The following is a 20,006-nucleotide window of genomic DNA, read 5'->3' as shown; positions in this document are numbered from 1 at the left end:
GGCACCCTTCCTTATAATTATTCTTCCAAAAGCACCATCTGGTATGCTGGTATTAAAATTTGGAGGCACTTCCGTTGCGAACGCGGAGGCCATCCGTCAGTTAATCTCCATTGTGGGGACCAAAGATTCCTCTGAGAGAAAAGTAGTGGTAGTATCGGCTATGTCTAAGGTGACCGACCTGCTCATTTCGCTGTACCAAAAGGCCTCGGCCCATGACCTGGGGTACCAGGAGGTGATCCAGACGCTGGAAGCCAAGCACATGCAGGCCATTGAGGAGTTGGTGCCCATGAGCCAGCAGATAGAAATTAAAGGCAAGATCAAATTGATCCTGCGTGAGCTGGAAGACGTGACCAAAGGCATTTACCTGCTGGATGAGCTCAGTGACAGTACCAAGGCCCGGGTGATGGCCTACGGCGAGTTACTTTCCTCTGCCCTGGTCTCGGTGGCCCTGCAGCACCACGGCCTGCCCAACATATTGTTAGATAGCCGCGACTACATCCAGACCGATGCCAATTTTCTCAATGCCAAGGTTAACCTAAAGGAAACCTATCACCTTCTGCAGACCCAATTGCCCGAGGCTTCCTTGATGGTGGCCCCCGGGTTCATTTCCCGCTCCGCGGAAGGCAAAACCACCGTGCTGGGCCGGGGCGGTTCTGACTACTCGGCCTCGCTCTACGCAGCAGCGTTGCAGGCAGAGGTACTGGAAATCTGGTCAGACGTGGACGGCATGTACACCACAGACCCTCGCAAGGCCGCAGCCGCCTATTCCATTGAGGAACTGAGCTACGAGGAGGCCATGGAACTGGCGTATTTCGGGGCGAAGGTCTTGTACCCGCCCACCATTGCCCCGCTGGTGGCCGCCAAGATTCCGCTGGTGCTCAAGAACACCTTTAACCCCGGCCATAAAGGCACCTTGATCTCCGCAACCCCGGCGCCCAGCGCGCAGCAGGTAAAAGGCATTTCCTGCATTGACCACATGGCGGTGCTTACCTTGAGCGGCAGTGGCATGGTGGGGGTACCGGGCGTGGCCATGCGCCTGTTTAAGGCCGTAGCCACCCAGAACATCAACATCTACTTTATCACGCAGTCTTCCTCTGAGCAAAGCATTACCCTAGGCCTGGCCGAGGCCGACGGCCAGAAAGCGGTGCAGGCTATTTCCTTGGAATTTACCGATGACCTGGCCCAGGGATTGCTGAACCCGGTGTGCCTGGAGACCCCCATGAGCATCGTGGCCCTGGTAGGCAACGGCATGATCCGGCAACCCGGAATCGCGGGCCAGGCCTTCTCCCTCCTGGGAGACCATAACCTCAATATTAGGGCCATTGCCCAGGGCGCCACCGAGCGGATTATCTCTGTCGTGTTAAGTACCCAAGATGCCCACCGCGCCGTGAACCTGCTTCATGACCGCTTCTTTTTGCCGGTAAGAGAATCAGAAGAAGCTTTCGCGTAACGCATTAATCAGCAATACATCACATAATGTTATATAAAGCTTGCATTTAAACCACAGCACAAGACCTGGAGCGAATTAGGGCTCTGCTTTTTGTGCCTATACCAGCACCTACTATCATGCAGAACAATGAATTTGTCAAAGCCTACGCGCCTGCCACCGTAGCCAATGTCAGTTGCGGCTTTGACGTTTTGGGCTTCGCCCTGGACCAGCCCGGCGATGAGGTATGGGCAAGGAAAAAAGAAGCGCCAGGCATTACCATCTCCCACATCCAGGGCATTGAGGGCCTTTCCAGTGACCCCTCCGAAAACGTGATTGGGGTGGTGGCCCAGAAAATGCTCACAGACCTGCACCTCTCCCACGGGCTGGAGTTACAGCTGCACAAAGGCATGCCCGTGGGCAGCGGCCTGGGCAGCAGCGCGGCCAGCTCGGCGGCGGCGGCTTTCGCGATAAATGAGCTGCTGGGTAAACCTTTCACCACCCAGGAACTGGTGCTGTACGCCATGGAAGGCGAGAAAAAAGCCTCGGGCTCAGCCCACGCCGACAACGTGGCCCCCTCACTGCTGGGCGGCTTTGTGCTGGTGCGTGACTACGCCCCTCTGGATGTAGTGCCGCTGGGCGTGCCCCTGGAGCTGTACTGCACCATTCTGTACCCCCAGATTGAGCTCAAAACTTCCCTTTCGCGTAGCATCCTCAAGCAAGAAATACCTTTGAAGCAGGGCATCAAACAGTGGGGAAACCTGGCCGGATTCATGGCGGGGCTTCTCCTGCAAGACTATGCGCTGCTGGGCCGAAGCCTGCATGACGAGATCTTTGAGCCGGAGCGCTCCATCCTCATCCCGCTCTTCCACCAGGTGAAGGCCGCCGCGCTGGCCGCCGGGGCGCTAGGAGCCGGCATCTCGGGGTCAGGGCCGTCCATTTTCGCGTTATCGGCGTCGCTGGGCCAGGCCCAGGCCGTACAGCAGGCTATGGAAAAGGTGTACGCCCACAGCGGCATTGACACCAAAACCTACGTATCTCAGGTACCGGAACAAGGGGTCCGGTTAGTGGAATCCTCTACCTTACAACCCGCCCAGGCATGAACTTCTATAGCACCAACAGACAAGCAAAGGAATTGAGTTTTCAGGAGGCCGTGATCAAAGGCCTGCCTGCAGACAAGGGCCTGTTCTTCCCAAAAGAGATTCCCGCGCTGCCAGCCTCTTTTTTTGAGCAACTCCCTTCCCTGGCCCTACCCGAGATTGCGGTGGAGGTTCTGAAGCAATTTATTTCCCCTGATATTGCGGAGGAGGAACTGCGGAAAATCTGCGCCGATGTCTTCTCCTTCCCTATCCCGCTGGTGGCCGTGGAGGAAGGCGTGTATGCGCTGGAGTTGTTCCATGGGCCAACCTGCGCCTTTAAGGATGTGGGCGCCCGGTTCATGTCCCGGTGTCTGCAGGCGGTGGCCGCCCCTGACCAACCGGTCACGGTGCTGGTGGCCACCTCCGGCGATACCGGAAGCGCCGTAGCCAACGGTTTTCTGGGATTGGAGAATATTGACGTGGTGGTGCTGTACCCCGAGGACGGCGTAAGCCCTATCCAGGAGATGCAGTTTGCCACCCTTGGCCAGAACATTAGCGCTGTGGCCGTAGATGGCACCTTTGACGATTGCCAGGCCCTGGTGAAGCAAGCCTTCTCTGATGAAGAGCTAAACCGGGAAATGAACCTGTCTTCGGCGAACTCCATCAACGTGGCCCGTTGGCTCCCGCAGATGGTATACTATTTCCACGCCTGGGGCCAATGGAAAAAGCTGAACCCGGCCTCCCAGGAACTGACCATTGCCGTGCCCAGCGGGAATTTCGGGAATCTAGCGGCGGGGTTGCTGGCCTACCGCATGGGCCTGCCCGTCACCTATTTCCTGGCCACCACCAACCTGAACAAGATAGTGCCCGAGTACTTGGCTAGCGGGGTGTACCGTCCTGCGCCGTCAGTGGCCACCATCGCCAACGCCATGGACGTGGGCAACCCAAACAACTTCCCGCGTATTCTGGAGCTGTTTGGCCATGAATTGGAGGCCCTGCAACAAGTGGTGAAAGGCTTCTGGGCCGATGACGAAGCCATTAAACATGCCATCAGGAACCTCTACCACTCCAAAGGCTACCTTTTGGACCCCCACGGCGCCATTGGCTACTTAGGCTTAAAGCAAGAACTTCCTGTGCTAGGGACCCAAGGCATTTTCCTGGAAACCGCCCACCCCGCCAAATTCAAGGAAAGCATGGAAGCCGTGCTGGGCCAGGATCTGGAATTACCCGCCCAACTCCAAGCCTTCCAGGGAAAAACCAAACAAGTCACCGACCTCCCCAATGACTACGCCGCCCTGGCCCTTCTGCTCCGGCAGAAAAATAAAGTAGGGACTTTATAGTTGTTAATTGCTAGTAATTAGTTGTTAGCTCAGGCGCACTTTCCGTTTTGGGCCTGTTTTCTGGAAAACAAGCCCAAAACGGAAAGTGCGGGATTCCCTCTCCCTTGAGGGAGAGGGTTAGGGTGAGGGGGCAGCGGCAATTCTTGGGTTAAGGCTTCTCACCCGGAGGGATTCCTTCAAAGGAAGTTGTTGTATACCAAAGCTGTTCAAACTGGAAACATTCCCCTCATCCTACCCTTCTCCCAGAGGGAGAAGGAACTGCGGTATTGCGTTTTGGGCCCGTTTTTCAGAAAACAGGCTTAAAACGCAAAACCACGTTATATAGAGCTACTCACAGATGTAACACCCAATACCACTTTCCCCCTTAAAAACTAAAAACGGAAAACTAACAACTACCCATAAAGAGAAGAGCCGCCCTGCAAACAGGGCGGCTCTTCTTTTTTAGCATTAGCTACGCGTGTACTTCTTTCTTGGCAGCTCGCAGGGTGTTCTTGAGTAGCATAGAGATGGTGAGGGGACCTACGCCGCCGGGGACCGGGGTAATGTAGCTGCACTTGGAGGCCACGTTGTCAAAGTCCACATCGCCGCGCAGGCGCCAGCCTCTTTCCCGGGTGGCGTCCGGTACGCGGGTGGTGCCCACGTCAATGACCACGGCGCCTTCCTTGACCATGTCTGCCTTGATCATCAACGGCTGGCCCACGGCCACAATCAGGATATCGGCTTGGCGGGTGTGCGAGGCCAGGTCCACGGTATGGCGGTGGCAGATGGTGACGGTGGCATCACCTGGGAAGGTGCATTTGCTCATCAAGATGCTCACCGGAAGGCCCACAATATTGCTTCGGCCTACCACCACGCAGTGCTTGCCTTTGGTTTCAATCTTGTAGCGGTCCAGCAGTTCCATGATGCCGTAGGGCGTGGCCGGCAGGTAAGAAGGCATGCCCACCACCATGTGGCCCACGTTCACCGGGTGGAACCCATCTACGTCTTTTTTATAGTCCATCACTTCCAGCACCCGGTCAGAATTGATGTGCTTGGGCAGGGGCAGCTGCACGATCAGGCCGTCAATATCATCGTTTTGGTTGATCTCCTTAATCTTCTCCAACAGCTCTTCCTCGGTGATCTGGGCTTCATAATGAATGAGGGTAGATTCAAAGCCCACGCGCTCACAGGCCAATACTTTGTTGTTCACGTAGGTCATGGACCCGCCGTCGTTGCCTACCAGGATGGCAGCCAGGTGAGGGGCTCTGCCGCCTTGCTTTTTGATTTCCGCCACTTCAGCGGCAATTTCACTTTGAATGGCTTCGGAGGTTTTCTTTCCGTCTAAAAGAATCATGGAGATAAGAAAAGGAAGAGGTGAAACGAAGGCCAAAAGTACAAGCCTCAGTTGAAAGCTCCTTGAAAATTCTAAGTTATTTAAACGCCCCATTTCTCCTTCCCAGCCCAATGGCCAAGACAAGAAAAAGCAAATCCCGTTTCGGGCCTGTTTTTGGGAAAACAGGCCCGAAACGGGATTTGCCTAAGAAAACCGCCTTTTTAGTGGGCGTCTACGGGAAGCTTCACGTTCTTTTTGAACTTCTGCAGGTAGAGCAAGGGAATGGAGCAGAGCATCACCATACCCGAAACCCAGAAGGCGTCTGTGTAGGAAAGCAGCGCGGTCTGTTTCATGACCATGCCCTCAATGGCTTTGTAGGCGGCTTTCTGGGCATCCAGGAGCGAGTAGCCCTTACTCATGAAGTTCTGCACCAGGCCATTGAAACGCTGCGTAAAGGCCGGATTGTATTCATTGATGTTCACCAGCAGGTTGTTGCGGTGCAAGCCCTGACGCACATGGATGAGGGTGGTGAGAGCGGCAATCCCGAAGGAGCCTCCCAGTTGCCGCATCATGTTGTTGAGGCCCGTCCCCTGCCCTACCTCAGCCCCTTTCAGGTCCTGGATGGCCAGGGTGGTCAAGGGCACGAACAAGAGCGCCATACCGATGCCCCGGATCACCAGCGGCCAGAAGAACTCCTCGGTACCCGAGGCCAGCGTGGACTCGTTCATCATCATGGCAAACACAAAGAACAGGAACATGCCCACCGTGGCCATAAACTGCGCCGGCACGCCTTTCTGCAGCATCTTGCCCACAAAAGGCATCATAGCAATAGTAAACAAACCGCCCGGCAACAAGAGTTTCCCGGATTGCTGCGCCGTAAAGCCCAACAGCCCCTGCGTGAACACCGGAAACACGAACATGGAGCTGTAGAGGCCAAAACCCAGCACAAACGAGGTGAACATGCCCACCGAGAAACTGCGGTGCCGCATGATCTTGAAATTTACCACTGGGTGGTCAATGCTGGTCTCGCGCCAGACAAAGAGCAGGGCCCCCACAAAGGCCACGGCACTCAGCACCACAATATAGGTAGCCGAAAACCAGTCTTCACTCTCCCCTTTCTCCAATACCGTCTGCAAACTGCCCACCGAGACGGCCAGCAGCACGATGCCCCACCAGTCAATGGGCTTGCCGCTTTCCTCTTTGGGCGTTTTGTTAATAAAGAAATAGGTGGCCACGGCTGCCAAAATACCCACCGGAATGTTCACGTAGAAGATCCAGGGCCAGGAGAAGTTGTCTGTGATGTAGCCGCCAATGGTAGGCCCCAGCGTTGGCCCCACCACAGCGCCCAGACCGAACAAGGCGGTGGCGGTACCCACCTGCTCCTTGGGCCACGTCTCCAGCAAAATGGACTGGGCCGTGGAAAGAAGCCCGCCGCCGGCCAGGCCCTGCAGAATCCGGAAGACCACCAGTTCATCCAGGTTGTCTGCGTTCCCGCAGAGAAAGGAAACCACCGTGAAGATGATGATAGAGGCCAGAAAATAGTTCTTCCGGCCAAACCGGCCGCCCAGCCACCCGGACATGGGCAGGATGATCACGTTGGCCACCGCATACCCGGTCACTACCCAGGCAATGTCTTCCAGCGTGGCTCCCAGGTTGCCCTGGATCTGGGGCATGGCCACGTTCACAATGGTGGTGTCAATGAGCTCCAGCAGCGCCGCCGTGATCACCGTCACCGTTATGATCCATTTTTTAAACCCTTGCTCTGCCATTGGTTATGGTTTAGTCAACACCGAGACCTTCACGCTCATGCCCGGCCTCAGCTTTGACAGTAAATCTTTCTTAGCGTTGATCTTGATCTTCACGGGCACGCGCTGCACCACCTTCACGAAGTTGCCCGTGGCGTTGTCTGGCGGCAGCAGCGCAAACTTGGCGCCGGTGGCCGGGGAAAAATTGTAAATGGTGCCCTCCACGTGCTCGTCTGGGAACGCGTCTACCTTAATATCCACCTTCTGGCCCTCCCGGATGTTCTCCAGCTGGGTTTCCTTGAAGTTGGCGGTCACGAAAATGCTGTTGTCATTCACGATGGCGAACAGACTCTGGCCCGGTTGGATTAGCTGGCCCTTCTGCACGTTGCGCTTGGAGACAATGCCGCTGGCGGGGGCCGTGATGGTGGTGTAGGAAAGCTGCAGCTTGGCGAAATCCACATCGGCCTGGCGCACGTCTACGCCGGTGTTGGTGACGGCCAGCTGTGTGCGGGTGGTGCTCACCTGCTCCTGCGCGGCGTGGTATTGCTCTTTGGCGGCGTTGTAGGTGGCCTGGGCCGCGTCACGGTCGGCTTTGGCCTGGTCAAACTGCTGCTGAGTAATGGAGCCGTCCTGGATGAGGTTGGCGAAGCGCTTGAAATCCTGCTGGGCCTTCCAGAGCCGAACCCGGGCGGTCTCAATGTTGGCTTTGGCGGTGGAGGCGTTGGCGGCCGTGGCCGTGATCTGGGCCTGCCCCACGTTTGTGCTGGCGCTGGCGCCGCGCTGGTTGGCCTGGGCCTGCTCTACCTTGATGGCGTAGTCGCGGTCATCCAGCTTTACCAGTACCTGGCCTTGGTTCACGTGCGTGTTCTCCTCAAAAAGGATAGAGTCTACGTACCCGCCCACACGCGCCACCACCGGGCTGATGTCGGCGTCTATCTGGGCATCATCAGTGTCTTCGTGCTTGCTCAGGTAGAGGTATTCCCGGATGCCCAGGAAGCCGCCCACCAGCAGGATAAGGCCCAGCACAAAAGGCAGTATTTTCTTTGATTTCTTTTTCTCGGTTTTCATATAAGGGTGTACAGTGCGGGTTAGGGAAGTAAGTCTCCGGTTGATTTAAGTAAGGCGAAGTAGGCCAGCCCAGCGTCTGCCTTGGCCATCTCCAGGTTGATGAGGGATTGGAACAGTTGGGTTTGGGCTTCCAGGCGCTCGGTGGCGGTGGCCACCTTGTTGGTGTACCGGGACGCCTCGCTGCGGTCATTTTCCTGGGCCTGCACAATGGAGGTCTGAAGCATCTGGATGCGGTTCAGAGCCAGTAGGTAGTTCTGGTAATTCCGGTTCACCTCGGTTTTCAGTTGGTCAATGGTCACGTCGCGGGTCAGGTCCAGCTGGCTACGCTGCAGGCGGGCCTCGCTCAGTTTGTTTTTATTGGTCCAGAGGCGGTCAAAGTTCCAGGCGGCGGTAAGGCCCACCGTGCCCACCAACAGGGCGCCGTTTTTGGGCGGCAACACGCTGCCGCTGGGATTGATGTGGTAGGCATCCGCTGAGGCCACCAGGGCGGGTAGGGCATCGGCCTGGATGGACTTGATGTTGGTCTCGGAGGCTTTGGCATTAAGGGCCAGGGCCTGCAGCTCCTTCCGGTGGGCCAGGGCGCTGTCTACCAGCGCGGCCAGGGAGAAAGCACTGCCGTCTGGTGTGGCAGGTTCCGCCGCCGCCACCTCTGCGTTCTCAGGCAGGCCCAGCAACACGGCCAGGTTGTAGGCCACCACCTTGCGATTGGTCTCCACTTCGGCGCCAGCCAGCTCCACATTGCTCCGCTGCAGTTGGAAGCGCAACACGTCATTCTTGGTGACAATACCCTGCTCAAAGAAGCGCTGCGCCTGCTTTATTTGCTTGTTGATGGCCTCCAGGTTCTGGGCCACCACTTTCTGGCTCTGCTGTAGCTTGTAGAGGCTGAAGTAGGCATTGGTGATCTGGAAGGCGATCTCCTCCTTGTCTTTCTCGGCATCCAGTCGGGCCACCTGGGTCATGAGGTCAGTGGACTCCTGGGCGTACTTGAGCTTGTTGCCGGCAAAGACCACCTCCTGCAGGGAAAGAGTGCCCAGGAGCGCATTGGCTCGCTTGGGCAGATACAGGGGGTTGGCCTCTTTGGAGAGCTGGAGCACGTTGCTCGGGATCTCGGCGTGGTTATAGGTATAGCTGGCGCTGCCTGTGGGCAGGGCCTGGTCCCGAACCTGGTTGTAGCGCACCACCGCCAGGTCTACCCTGCTCTGCGAGAGTTTCAGGGCTTTGCTGTTCTGCAGCCCCATCTGAACCGCCTGGGTTAAATTCAAAGGGGTGGTATTCTGCGACAGGGCCGGAAACGATAGCCCGCCCCCCAGCAAAATGACCGCCACGGTTACGCCCACCGCCTTTTTCCAGGCGGGCGGGGCGGGCACGTAATTATTTCTCACTCTCATCCTTAAGTAAATAGGCTTTTAAATTATCCTGTAAATAGGCCTGCAGGCGGGGTTTCACGTCTTTTTCCAGCACATCATTATCCAGCATGTCCAGGTGGAGCATCTTAGAAGCAAGCCGCCGCGAGTTGATGAGGTAATAGATAGTCCCAAAGATGCTGGCCACGGTCATTTCCACGTCAACCGGCTTGAACTCCCCGGCGGCCACGCCCGCCTTCACCACCTGCTGCACCAGGTCAATGTTGTAATGCACGTTCTCCACCACAAAGTCTGACACCTCATTGGAGGTGCGCACCATGGAAATCTCCCGGAAAAGGATTTTGTGGAAGTACTTGTTGCGAGCCACCCTACTGATGTAGAACTGCAGAAGCTGGTTGAGCTTCTCCCAATTCGTCAGGTCTTGCCGCGCAATTTCCTCAAAGCCTTCCTTCATACCATTGATGCGGCGACTTACCACCGCCTTGAGCAAGCCGTCCTTAGACCCGAAGTAGTAGTTGAGCATGGCCATGTTCACGCCGGCCTCCTGGGCCAGAAGCCGGGTAGAGGCCGCCTCATAGCCCATCTCCCCGAACACCCGCTCGGCCACATTGAGCAGATGCTCCCTTTTTTCTGATTTATCTTTCTCTTCCTTCATTTGCGGGCGCAAAATTAATCAATCGATTGATTAATAAACAAGCTACCGCTTTCCTTTGTTTCAGGAATTTGAGCATTGTCCTTGTTTGGTGGGGCTAATTTTGATGAAAACAGTGTACCTGTAGCTTCTACCCTTAATTCTTGAACCTGTAATTGGCTTTGTTGAAACAATCTCATTTAGGGCCTGTTTTTCTAAAAACATGCCCTAAACGGAACCTTGACTCTTTCCTTGGTAGGTCGCTACGCCAAAGGTGAAGTGACGAAAAATTAAAAAATGTGGGGCCTGTTCTTTAGCCCTAGCAATTCATTCTTTAGTTTTAGGTGCATTTACTGGAAGTAGACCTAACTATATACTATGCCGTCGTACGAAGAAATATTTGAGAATAACCGCAAATGGATTGCGGAGAAGACTAGTACCAACAAAGATTTTTTCAGCCAACTAGCCAAGGATCAAAACCCCGAGTATCTCTATATCGGGTGCTCAGACAGCCGGGTGACCGCTGAGGAAGTGATGGGCTTAGGACCCGGCGAGGCCTTCGTGCACCGCAACGTGGCCAACCTGGTCAACAACGTGGACCTGAACGTGATGTCGGTGCTCAACTACGCCATTCGGCACCTGAAGGTGAAGCACATCATTGTCTGCGGCCACTACAACTGCGGGGGCGTGAAGGCTGCCATGCAGCCCAAAGACCTGGGCATCCTTAACCCCTGGCTGCGCAACATCCGGGACGTGTACCGCCACCACAAAGCAGAGCTGAACGCCATCACCGACGAGCACAAGCGCTATGACCGGCTGGTGGAGCTTAACGTACTGGAACAGTGCACCAATATCATCAAAACCGCCGCCCTCCAGCTCAGCTACCAGGAAAACGGCTACCCCGAAGTGCACGGCTGGGTTTTTGACCTGCATACCGGCAAAATCATCGACCTGGAAATTAACTTCCGTCAGATCCTGGAGGAGATCAAGGACATTTACAACTTGACAAATAGTTGATGGCTTGTTGCTGATTGTTAATTGTTGGTGGTTCAAAGCCCCGCTCCTATCCTCTTAGAATGGCCTTACGGGTGTGCGGGGCAGAACGTGGCACTTTTCATTTTCCGTTTTGAGCCTGGTTTTTGGAAAACAGGCCCAAAACGGAAAAACCTTTTAAAGCAGAAATAATGCCTTTTCCTGGAGCAGATAAGCAGTTACGCCAGCAGATTGACAGGAATTCTTAGTCAGCCAAAGACATAAATAAAAAGCCCCGGCATTGCTGCCGGGGCTTTTTATTTATCCTAAATAGATATCAATCTAACTTCAATACGGCTAGGAAGGCTTCCTGCGGAATCTCCACGTTACCTACCTGGCGCATACGTTTCTTACCTTTCTTCTGCTTTTCCAAGAGCTTCCGTTTACGGGAGATATCCCCGCCGTAGCATTTGGCCAACACGTTTTTACGCAGGGCTTTCACGGTCTCGCGGGCAATGATCTTCTGCCCGATGGCCGCCTGGATGGCGATCTCAAACATCTGGCGCGGCAACAGTTCCTGCAATTTCTCGCAGAGGCGCTTGCCCCAGTCATAGGCTTTGTCACGGTGCACAATGGCAGACAAGGCGTCTACCTTCTCACCGTTGAGCATGATGTCCAGCTTAACCATATGCGATTCCCGGAATCCGATCAATTCATAATCCAGGGAGGCGTAGCCGCGGCTGATGGTTTTGAGCTTGTCAAAGAAGTCAAACACGATCTCAGCCAGTGGCATCTCAAAAATCAGTTCCACGCGGTCTGAGGTCAGGAAGTTCTGGGCCTTAAGGATGGCGCGCTTGTCCATACACAGGGAGATGATGGGGCCAATGTACTCGGCCTTGGAGATAATCTGCGCCTTGATGAACGGTTCCTCAATGTGGTCAATAAAGTTAGGCTCCGGCATCTCAGACGGGGCGTTCACCTTGATCTCTCCGTCTTTGGTGGTAAAGGCCTTGAACTGCACAGAAGGTACCGTGGTAATCACGGTCATGTCAAACTCGCGTTCCAGGCGCTCCTGCACAATCTCCATGTGGAGCATGCCCAGAAACCCGCAACGGAACCCGAAACCAAGGGCCGCCGAGGTCTCAGGCTCCCACACCAGAGAAGCGTCATTGAGCTGCAGCTTCTCCATGGAAGAGCGCAGTTCCTCGTACTCGGTGGTCTCTACCGGGTAGATACCGGCAAATACCATGGGCTTCACCTCTTCAAAGCCCTGGATCTGGATAGTGTCTGGGTTGGCGGCGTGGGTGATGGTATCCCCTACCTTTACCTCTTTGGCGTTCTTGATACCTGAGATCAGATAGCCCACGTTACCGGCGGCCATTACTTGCCGGGGTTCCTGGTTGAGCTTTAATACCCCAATCTCATCGGCCTCGTATTGCTTGCCGGTGGCAATGAACTTTACCTTGTCGCCTTTGCGCAGGGTGCCGTTCATGATCCTGAAGTACACCTCAATACCGCGGTATGAGTTGAATACCGAGTCAAAGATCAAGGCCTGCAAGGGCGCGTCTGGATCGCCTTTAGGCGCCGGGATGCGGTCACAGATAGCGGCCAGGATCTCGGCTATGCCGATGCCGGCCTTACCGGAGGCGTGCACGATGTCTTCGCGGTCACAGCCAATGAGGTCAATGATCTGGTCGCTTACCTCCTCGGGCATGGCGTGGGGAAGGTCAATCTTGTTCAACACCGGAATGATCTCCAGGTCGTTGCCAATGGCCAGGTACAGGTTGGAGATGGTCTGGGCCTCAATGCCCTGGCTGGCGTCCACAATAAGCAGAGCGCCCTCGCAGGCGGCAATAGACCGGGAAACCTCATAGCTAAAGTCTACGTGGCCGGGGGTGTCAATGAGGTTAAGGACGTAATCCTCTCCTTTATAGTGATAGTTCATCTGGATGGCGTGGCTCTTGATGGTGATGCCGCGCTCGCGCTCCAGGTCCATATTATCTAAAAGTTGGTTCTGCATCTGCCGCTCGGTCACTGAAGAGGTGAACTCCAGTAAACGGTCGGCGAGGGTACTCTTGCCGTGGTCAATATGCGCAATAATGCAAAAATTGCGAATGTTCTTCATCATAGAAATCAATTACAAAGAGCAAATATACTAAATAATGCGGGCCGGGGGAATGGATTAGGCGCCGGCAAGGCTACTTTTTCATTCCTTATGGTTGCGTTTTGAAGGCGTTTTTCAGAAAATAGCCTCTAAACGCCATTTCTTTTCTAATCAAACGAACTTGGACCAGAACGGAAAAACGCCCTATTTACCAGCTATGGACCTAGCAACTGTCCCTTTATCTATTGCCTTTTGTCTGGGATTGCCAAAAGCCTTTAAGCACCATTTCCCTTTTACCATCATATTCAAAATGAGCGCTTTCTCTCAAATAGCCACCTGTGATAAACTAGCGTTTCATACTAAATAAAACCTATATTTACCTTTTTACCACCTAACTACAACCAACTATGAAAATCACGAAAATGATTCTGCCCGCCTTGGTAGCGGTGGCGCCGTTCTTCTATGGCTGCGGAGACAAGACTGATATTGTAGAGTCTGGCACTTACCAGGGGACTTTAAAAGAAGTAGAAGCAGACAAATCTGAGATCTACGTGAAAACAGACGATGACAAAGTGTTGGAGCTGTATTTCACTGAGACTACTATGCTTACCCGCAACGGTGATGCTGTGCCGTTTGACCAGCTGAAAGAAGGCGGAAAGGTGGAAGTGCAGGTTGAAAAAGTTGGCAATCGCCTGGATCCTATTTCAGTGAAGATTCTGGAATAGTTATTTGTACCTCTATTCGGCTGGACCCGCTCTCTAAAGTGAGGTCCAGCCGGTAGAATGGATTCTGAGAGCTTAAATACTCCACGCCCTTCAATGGTTAAAAGAACAGGCCCTGCCCCCGCTGTGTGTTGTCACCAGCAAGGGCGGGCCTTCTTTTTACATAATGGTCCAGAATAAGAACTGGCAGGCGCTTCCCCTCTTTTGTATACCATTAATAACAATTCCTGTTTCGGGACCGTTTTTCTTAAAACAGGCGGAAACCAGGATTCCGGGCAGTGGTTTCCCTACCCTTTTAGACCAGCGTGCCCTTCTGCGGTTCTTCCGGAAAATTCGTACTTTCGCAAAACGTTCACCAGCTACCTAACAAATGTCCGTTACTTCTGTACAACCTTACAAACCGGTAAACCATATCCGCATTGTCACGGCGGCGTCCTTGTTTGACGGCCATGACGCGGCCATTAATATCATGCGCCGGATCATCCAGGCCTCCGGGGCCGAGGTGATTCACCTGGGCCACAACCGCTCCGTGCAGGAGATTGTGGACTGCGCCATTCAGGAAGATGCCCAGGCCATAGCCCTCACCTCCTACCAGGGCGGTCACCTGGAGTATTTCAAATACATGCATGACCTGCTGGAAGAGCGCGGTTGTGGTCATATCCGCATTTTTGGCGGCGGCGGCGGCGTGATTCTGCCTTCAGAGATTGAGGAGTTGCACGGCTACGGCATCGCCCGCATCTATTCCCCAGACGACGGACGCGCCATGGGCTTGCAGGGCATGATCAATGACATGCTGCAGAAATGCGACTTCCCTACCGGCCAGAACCTGAACGGCGAGGTGAAGCACCTGAAAGAAAAAGACATTAAATCCATTGCCCGTCTTATCTCAGCCGCCGAGAACTTCCCGGAGGAATATGCCAAGGTGAAAGAGCAATTGCTGGCCGGCGTAGATTCCCTGGAGTCTAACAACCAGCAAATAGCCACTCCCGTGCTGGGTATAACTGGTACTGGCGGGGCCGGAAAATCATCACTGGTAGATGAACTGGTGCGCCGGTTCCTGGCAGATTTCCCGGAGAAAACCATTGCCATCATCTCAGTAGACCCGTCTAAGCGCAAAACCGGCGGGGCTTTGTTAGGCGATAGAATCCGGATGAACGCCATCAGCAACAGCCGTGTGTACATGCGTTCCCTGGCCACCCGCCAGAGCAATTTAGCTTTGAGCCGCTACGTGCAAGATGCCGTGGACATTGTAAAGGCCGCCCAGTTTGATTTGATCATTCTGGAGACCTCGGGCATTGGTCAGTCAGACACCGAAATCATTGAGCATTCAGATGCCAGCCTGTACGTGATGACCCCAGAGTACGGAGCCGCCACCCAGCTGGAGAAGATTGACATGCTGGACTTCGCGGATATCATTGCCCTGAACAAATTTGACAAACGCGGTGCCCTGGATGCCCTCCGCGATGTGAAAAAGCAATACAAGCGCAACCACCAGCTCTGGGACGTGAACGATGACGATATTCCAGTGTTCGGGACCATTGCCTCACAGTTCAACGACCCGGGCATGAACCGCCTGTACAAGGCCGTGATTGCCAAGATCTCTGAGAAAACCGGCGTAGCCTTTGCCTCCAACCTGAGCACCACCGGTGAGATGTCTGAGAAAGTCTACATCATCCCTCCTAGCCGCACGCGTTACCTTTCTGAGATCTCTGAAAACAACCGCGCTTATGACAAGTGGGTGCTGGACCAGGCCAGCGTGGCGCAGAAACTGTACGGCATCCGGCAGTCCATTGAAGCCATTCAGGCCATTGAGGTGGAAGACAAAGACCGCCTGATCAAAGGCCTGGAATATGCCTACGAAGAAACCGCCCTGCGTCTGGATGGACAGAACAAGAAACTGCTGGAAGGTTGGCCCGAGAAGCGCCAGAGCTACAAGAATGAGTTCTACGAGTTCAAGGTGCGCGACAAGGTATTGAAGATCAAAACCCATACCACCAGCCTTTCGCAATTACAGATACCAAAGGTGGTTACCCCACGCTATGAGGCCTGGGGCGACCTATTGAAATGGAACCTGCAGGAGAACGTACCGGGCGAGTTCCCGTACACGGCCGGGGTGTTCCCGTTCAAGCGCGAAGGCGAAGACCCTACCCGTATGTTTGCCGGCGAAGGCGGGCCAGAGCGTACTAACCGCCGGTTCCATTACGTAAGTAAAGGCTTACCCGCCAAGCGTTTATCTACCGCCTTTGACTCCGTTACTTTATATGGCGAGGACCCAGATCTACGCCCCGATATCTACGGCAAGATTGGTAATTCCGGGGTAAGCATTGCTTGCCTGGATGATGCCAAGAAGCTGTACTCGGGCTTTAACCTGGCAGACCCCATGACTTCCGTTTCCATGACCATTAACGGTCCGGCGGCTATGCTCACGGGCTTCTTCATGAATGCCGCCATTGACCAGCAGTGCGAACTCTACATCAAAGAGAACGGCCTGGAGGAAGAGGTAAACCAACGGATTGAGGCTATTTTCCAAAAAGTAGGCCAGAAACGCCCTACGTACCAAGGCCCGCTTCCAGACGGCAACGACGGTCTTGGCTTGATGTTATTAGGCGTAACCGGTGATCAAGTGCTGCCGGCCGCCGTGTATGGCCAAATCAAGGAACGTACGCTGGCTTCGGTACGCGGTACGGTGCAGGCCGATATCCTGAAGGAAGACCAGGCCCAGAACACTTGTATCTTCAGCACAGAGTTCGCTTTGCGTTTGATGGGTGATGTGCAGCAGTACTTCATTGACCACAACGTCCGCAACTTCTACTCGGTGTCCATCTCGGGCTACCACATTGCAGAGGCTGGCGCCAACCCTATTTCGCAGCTGGCCTTCACGCTGGCCAACGGTTTCACGTTTGTGGAGTACTACGTGAGCCGCGGCATGGACATTAACGCCTTTGCGCCTAACCTGAGCTTCTTCTTCTCCAACGGCATTGACCCTGAGTATGCGGTAATTGGCCGGGTGGCCAGAAGAATCTGGGCGAAGGCCATGAAACTGAAGTACGGCGCCAATGCCCGTTCGCAAATGTTGAAGTACCATATCCAGACCTCAGGCCGCTCTTTACATGCCCAGGAGATCGACTTCAATGATATCAGAACCACCCTACAGGCACTGTATGCGATTTATGATAACTGTAACTCGCTGCACACCAACGCCTATGATGAGGCCATCACGACGCCAACAGAGGCTTCAGTACGCCGTGCCATGGCCATTCAGCTCATCATCAACCGCGAACTGGGTCTGGCCAAAAACGAGAACCCGTTGCAAGGCTCATTCATCATTGAGGAGTTGACGGATCTGGTAGAGGAAGCCGTATTGCTGGAATTTGACCGCATCACTGAGCGCGGTGGCGTCCTGGGCGCCATGGAAACCATGTATCAGCGTGGCAAGATCCAAGAGGAAAGCCTGTACTATGAGACGCTCAAGCATACCGGTGAATACCCTATTATTGGCGTTAACACCTTCCTGAGCAGTACTGGATCTCCTACGGTGTTACCTTCTGAGGTGATTAGGGCTACTGAGGAAGAGAAGCAGTATCAGATCAGTAAGCTGCAAGAACTGCATGCCCGCTTTGCGGAAACCGCTCCTGCGCACCTTAAACGCTTGCAGGAAGTGGCGGTGCAGAACGGCAACATCTTTGAGGCTTTGATGGAAGCCTCTAAATACTGTTCTCTGGGTCAAATCACCAATGCCTTATTCTCAGTAGGCGGCCAGTACAGACGCAATATGTAAATGGTAGTCCTGAGTCTTGAGTCTTGATTTTAAAGGGAAGGGAGCTGATGTAAATCGGCTCCCTTTTTCTGTGGGGCTTTGGTTGAATGGCAGGAGCTGCTTTAAGCCTGTTTTCCGGAAAATAGGCTTAAAACACTTTCCATTTTTAAATTGGTTCAAGCTTTCAGCTTGGACCTACTATGGCGCAAGTTTCTAACTTCCCTTAAGTGTTAGGCTCACCCCATGCCTTCCATTCTCTTTAGAAGGTTTGAGATTATCGTTTTACAAATAATCCGTTTTGAGGCCGTTTTTCCAAAAACAGGCTTAAAAAGCCTTACTTCTTCCCAAAGGTAACGTCCAAGTCGATACTGGTGACCATGTAATTTTATGAACGGTGCTACCTTGCTCCTTATCTTGCAGCAAGCCCATTCCCGCTTAAATCATTTCTTTTCAAATACCACACATCACCTTATTTATCAATGCTTTAAACAATATACTTTACTGCAATTCAACTTACCTTAGAGATTTTAGGCCATTAACCCGAGGCAGTAATCATCGTTTAAAGGATAAACCTCACAAAGCAGAAAGCCATGAAAACCATCACTACGATATCGTCCCTTTTTGCAATTGGCATGGTTTATTTTTTGTTTACCAAATGGCTTCATTCCGGGAAGGTCACTCTAGACTTTTCCGGCGAAGATCCTATCATTTACCTGTAAACGGTTGGGTGACCGTAGCTCAGGAGGCTCTTTTAAAGGGGCCTCCTGCTTTACATTTATACCTTTCAAGATAGAAACCGTACCTTTAGCAAAATCTTAAACTATGGAATTAAAAGACCTCACCCAGAAAATCAGCTACATTATTGGCCGGGACATGGCCGCCAACTTTGCCAAACAAGGAATTGAAATTGAGCCAGAGGCCCTCCTATTTGGATTAAAAGAGGCCTTGAAAGGTTCTCCTTCCAAACTTGACCAGAACGAGGTGCAGTCTGTGATGATGCAGTTACAGATGCAAATGCAGGAAAAACAGCAGGCTTCGGCGGGGGCCAGTGGTGAGCAGAACAAAAAAGAGGGCGAGGCCTTTCTAGAAAGCAACAAGACCAAGGAAGGCGTAAAAACCCTGCCAAGCGGCTTGCAATATGAAGTGTTGGAAAGCGGTTCTGGTAAAACCCCTTCCCAGACCTCACATGTTACTACCCACTACCATGGCACCCTTATTGACGGTACCGTTTTTGACTCATCCTATGAGCGCGGCGAGCCCGCCACGTTCCCGGTAAACGGCGTGATTGCCGGTTGGACCGAAGCCTTGCAACTCATGAAGGAAGGTGACAAATGGCGCCTATTCCTCCCCAGCAACCTGGCCTATGGAGCCCGTGGCGCTGGTTCTGATATTGGACCCAATGCGGCCCTCATCTTTGACGTGGAACTTATCTCAGTGAACAACTAAGGTCTACCTACCTCTTACATAAAAAGAGCGCGTGTCTGGCAAAGGCACGCGCTCTTTTTGTATAGGAACTTCTAAGATTCAGCCATGCCTCAAACCGCCTCGGGGTAAAAGAAAGCAGATTGATGGATCACGCCTAAGGAAAACTACCCTCATTTTTTCCCTCAATGGCCTCTTAATTCCACTTTGTCATCCTAAAAGGGCCTTGTGGGAAAACGGCAGTAACCCACTTTTCAAGCCATTACCAGTCGCTGCTTAGAACCTTTCAAGAGGACAGAAACGGATTGTATGCACAAAAAGGAAAAGGTGATAATGGTGAAAGAGGACGACGATGGCGTAAAAGGAGAAAGGACAAATAAGAAGCTAAACACTAGGACGGGAATCAGCGCACACATTCCCCATGCTATGGAAATTAAGGTTCTAAACCAAAATGGGCCTACAATCTATAGAAAAGGAAAGCCCTACAAAGAACGCGGGATAAAAGATTTGCTAGGCAGTTGCCTGGGACGGCTGTTCCTGAAAAAGCCAATCCTTGGCGTCTTCTATACACGTAAAATAATTAAACTGTATAGGGAGACTTAACTGCTGCGTGTGTCTTAAAGAATAATTATAGATTAGGTTCTGGTAGCGCTCCTCAGACATCACCAAGGCCACCTGTAGTTGGTTTGTTCGCAGGGTTACACTGGAATACAACGTGTTCAGCCATTCTTCGGCCTCTGCAGACAAGTTACCACGGTACGTAGATTCAATCAGACACCTACTTATGTTATGGTCCAGAAAAAGCGAGGCCAACTGCCGGCATCCCTCCTGATATTCATGAAGTTTCACGTCTCTTTTCCAAACCAAAGTGGCCACCTGCCTTGAATTATCTAAGGACACGGTACAGAAATCATTCTCAGAAGAATTCATATCATTTCTATATAGCTTTTCAAATATAATAATTTTTATAAATAAGGCTAATAAAGTTTACATCATGTAATGAGCAGTAAATTACTGTGTTTGTGCACCATAACAAATACTTACAATTAGTGAAAAATCATCTG

15 protein-coding genes are annotated in these 20,006 nt (G+C 53.1%); 7 read left to right on the top strand and 8 right to left on the bottom strand.

Translation table 11 applies throughout. The features are described 5' to 3' along the window. Window positions 1-43: 43 nt before the first annotated feature. From ACYVJQ_RS08165 to thrC, 3 genes are all read left to right on the top strand, one after another. Window positions 44-1,450: an aspartate kinase gene (locus ACYVJQ_RS08165; protein WP_460892583.1), complete on the top strand. Its 1,407-nt coding sequence runs from the start codon at window positions 44-46 to the stop codon at window positions 1,448-1,450. 116 nt (window positions 1,451-1,566) lie between these two features. After that, the gene (locus ACYVJQ_RS08160) at window positions 1,567-2,529 is read left to right on the top strand and encodes a homoserine kinase (protein ID WP_460892582.1); all 963 of its coding nucleotides are present in this window, start codon (window positions 1,567-1,569) and stop codon (window positions 2,527-2,529) included. After that, window positions 2,526-3,845, top strand: a complete 1,320-nt coding sequence (thrC, locus tag ACYVJQ_RS08155) for a threonine synthase (protein ID WP_460892581.1) — start codon at window positions 2,526-2,528, stop codon at window positions 3,843-3,845. Before ACYVJQ_RS08160 ends, thrC begins: the two co-directional genes overlap by 4 nt. A 451-nt stretch (window positions 3,846-4,296) precedes the next feature. Here the strand turns inward: thrC and ACYVJQ_RS08150 are convergent, their stop codons facing one another. From ACYVJQ_RS08150 to ACYVJQ_RS08125, 6 genes are all read right to left on the bottom strand, one after another. After that, on the bottom strand, window positions 4,297-5,178 hold the full coding sequence (locus tag ACYVJQ_RS08150; protein WP_460892580.1) for a bifunctional 5,10-methylenetetrahydrofolate dehydrogenase/5,10-methenyltetrahydrofolate cyclohydrolase: 882 nt from the start codon (window positions 5,176-5,178) through the stop codon (window positions 4,297-4,299). 200 nt (window positions 5,179-5,378) lie between these two features. Further along, the gene (locus ACYVJQ_RS08145; protein ID WP_460892579.1) at window positions 5,379-6,926 is read right to left on the bottom strand and encodes a DHA2 family efflux MFS transporter permease subunit; all 1,548 of its coding nucleotides are present in this window, start codon (window positions 6,924-6,926) and stop codon (window positions 5,379-5,381) included. 3 nt (window positions 6,927-6,929) lie between these two features. Further along, window positions 6,930-7,970, bottom strand: a complete 1,041-nt coding sequence (locus ACYVJQ_RS08140; protein WP_460892578.1) for an HlyD family secretion protein — start codon at window positions 7,968-7,970, stop codon at window positions 6,930-6,932. A 20-nt stretch (window positions 7,971-7,990) separates the two neighbouring features. Next, window positions 7,991-9,358, bottom strand: coding sequence for a TolC family protein (locus ACYVJQ_RS08135; protein WP_460892577.1), 1,368 nt, complete (start codon window positions 9,356-9,358; stop codon window positions 7,991-7,993). Continuing rightward, the gene (locus ACYVJQ_RS08130) at window positions 9,342-9,989 is read right to left on the bottom strand and encodes a TetR/AcrR family transcriptional regulator (RefSeq protein WP_460892576.1); all 648 of its coding nucleotides are present in this window, start codon (window positions 9,987-9,989) and stop codon (window positions 9,342-9,344) included. Before ACYVJQ_RS08130 ends, ACYVJQ_RS08135 begins: the two co-directional genes overlap by 17 nt. Window positions 9,990-10,003: 14 nt before the next feature. Further along, window positions 10,004-10,165, bottom strand: a complete 162-nt coding sequence (locus tag ACYVJQ_RS08125) for a hypothetical protein (RefSeq protein WP_460892575.1) — start codon at window positions 10,163-10,165, stop codon at window positions 10,004-10,006. A gap of 178 nt (window positions 10,166-10,343) precedes the next feature. Here ACYVJQ_RS08125 and ACYVJQ_RS08120 point away from each other — a divergent pair, with 178 nt between their 5' ends. After that, entirely contained in the window at window positions 10,344-10,982 is a 639-nt protein-coding gene (locus tag ACYVJQ_RS08120) for a carbonic anhydrase (protein WP_460892574.1), read from the top strand. A 292-nt stretch (window positions 10,983-11,274) separates the two neighbouring features. Here the strand turns inward: ACYVJQ_RS08120 and lepA are convergent, their stop codons facing one another. After that, window positions 11,275-13,062: a translation elongation factor 4 gene (gene lepA, locus ACYVJQ_RS08115; RefSeq protein WP_460893586.1), complete on the bottom strand. Its 1,788-nt coding sequence runs from the start codon at window positions 13,060-13,062 to the stop codon at window positions 11,275-11,277. Window positions 13,063-13,448: 386 nt separating this feature from the next. Between lepA and ACYVJQ_RS08110 the strand changes: the two genes are divergently transcribed. The 3 genes from ACYVJQ_RS08110 to ACYVJQ_RS08100 all read left to right on the top strand — a co-directional run bounded on the left by ACYVJQ_RS08110 (window position 13,449) and on the right by ACYVJQ_RS08100 (window position 18,966). After that, window positions 13,449-13,766 carry a hypothetical protein gene (locus tag ACYVJQ_RS08110; protein WP_460892573.1) on the top strand — a complete coding sequence of 106 codons (318 nt, stop codon included), beginning with the start codon at window positions 13,449-13,451 and terminating at the stop codon, window positions 13,764-13,766. 367 nt (window positions 13,767-14,133) lie between these two features. Further along, on the top strand, window positions 14,134-17,541 hold the full coding sequence (locus tag ACYVJQ_RS08105) for a methylmalonyl-CoA mutase family protein (protein ID WP_460892572.1): 3,408 nt from the start codon (window positions 14,134-14,136) through the stop codon (window positions 17,539-17,541). Window positions 17,542-18,342: 801 nt separating this feature from the next. Beyond that, window positions 18,343-18,966, top strand: a complete 624-nt coding sequence (locus tag ACYVJQ_RS08100) for an FKBP-type peptidyl-prolyl cis-trans isomerase (RefSeq protein ID WP_460892571.1) — start codon at window positions 18,343-18,345, stop codon at window positions 18,964-18,966. 486 nt (window positions 18,967-19,452) lie between these two features. On the opposite strand, the gene ACYVJQ_RS08095 is transcribed toward ACYVJQ_RS08100, so the two are convergent. Then, the gene (locus ACYVJQ_RS08095; RefSeq protein ID WP_460892570.1) at window positions 19,453-19,872 is read right to left on the bottom strand and encodes a hypothetical protein; all 420 of its coding nucleotides are present in this window, start codon (window positions 19,870-19,872) and stop codon (window positions 19,453-19,455) included. Between the last annotated feature and the right edge of the window lie 134 nt (window positions 19,873-20,006).

Source organism: Rufibacter soli (genome assembly GCF_054781795.1).
This window is presented reverse-complemented; position numbering and strand designations above follow the sequence as displayed.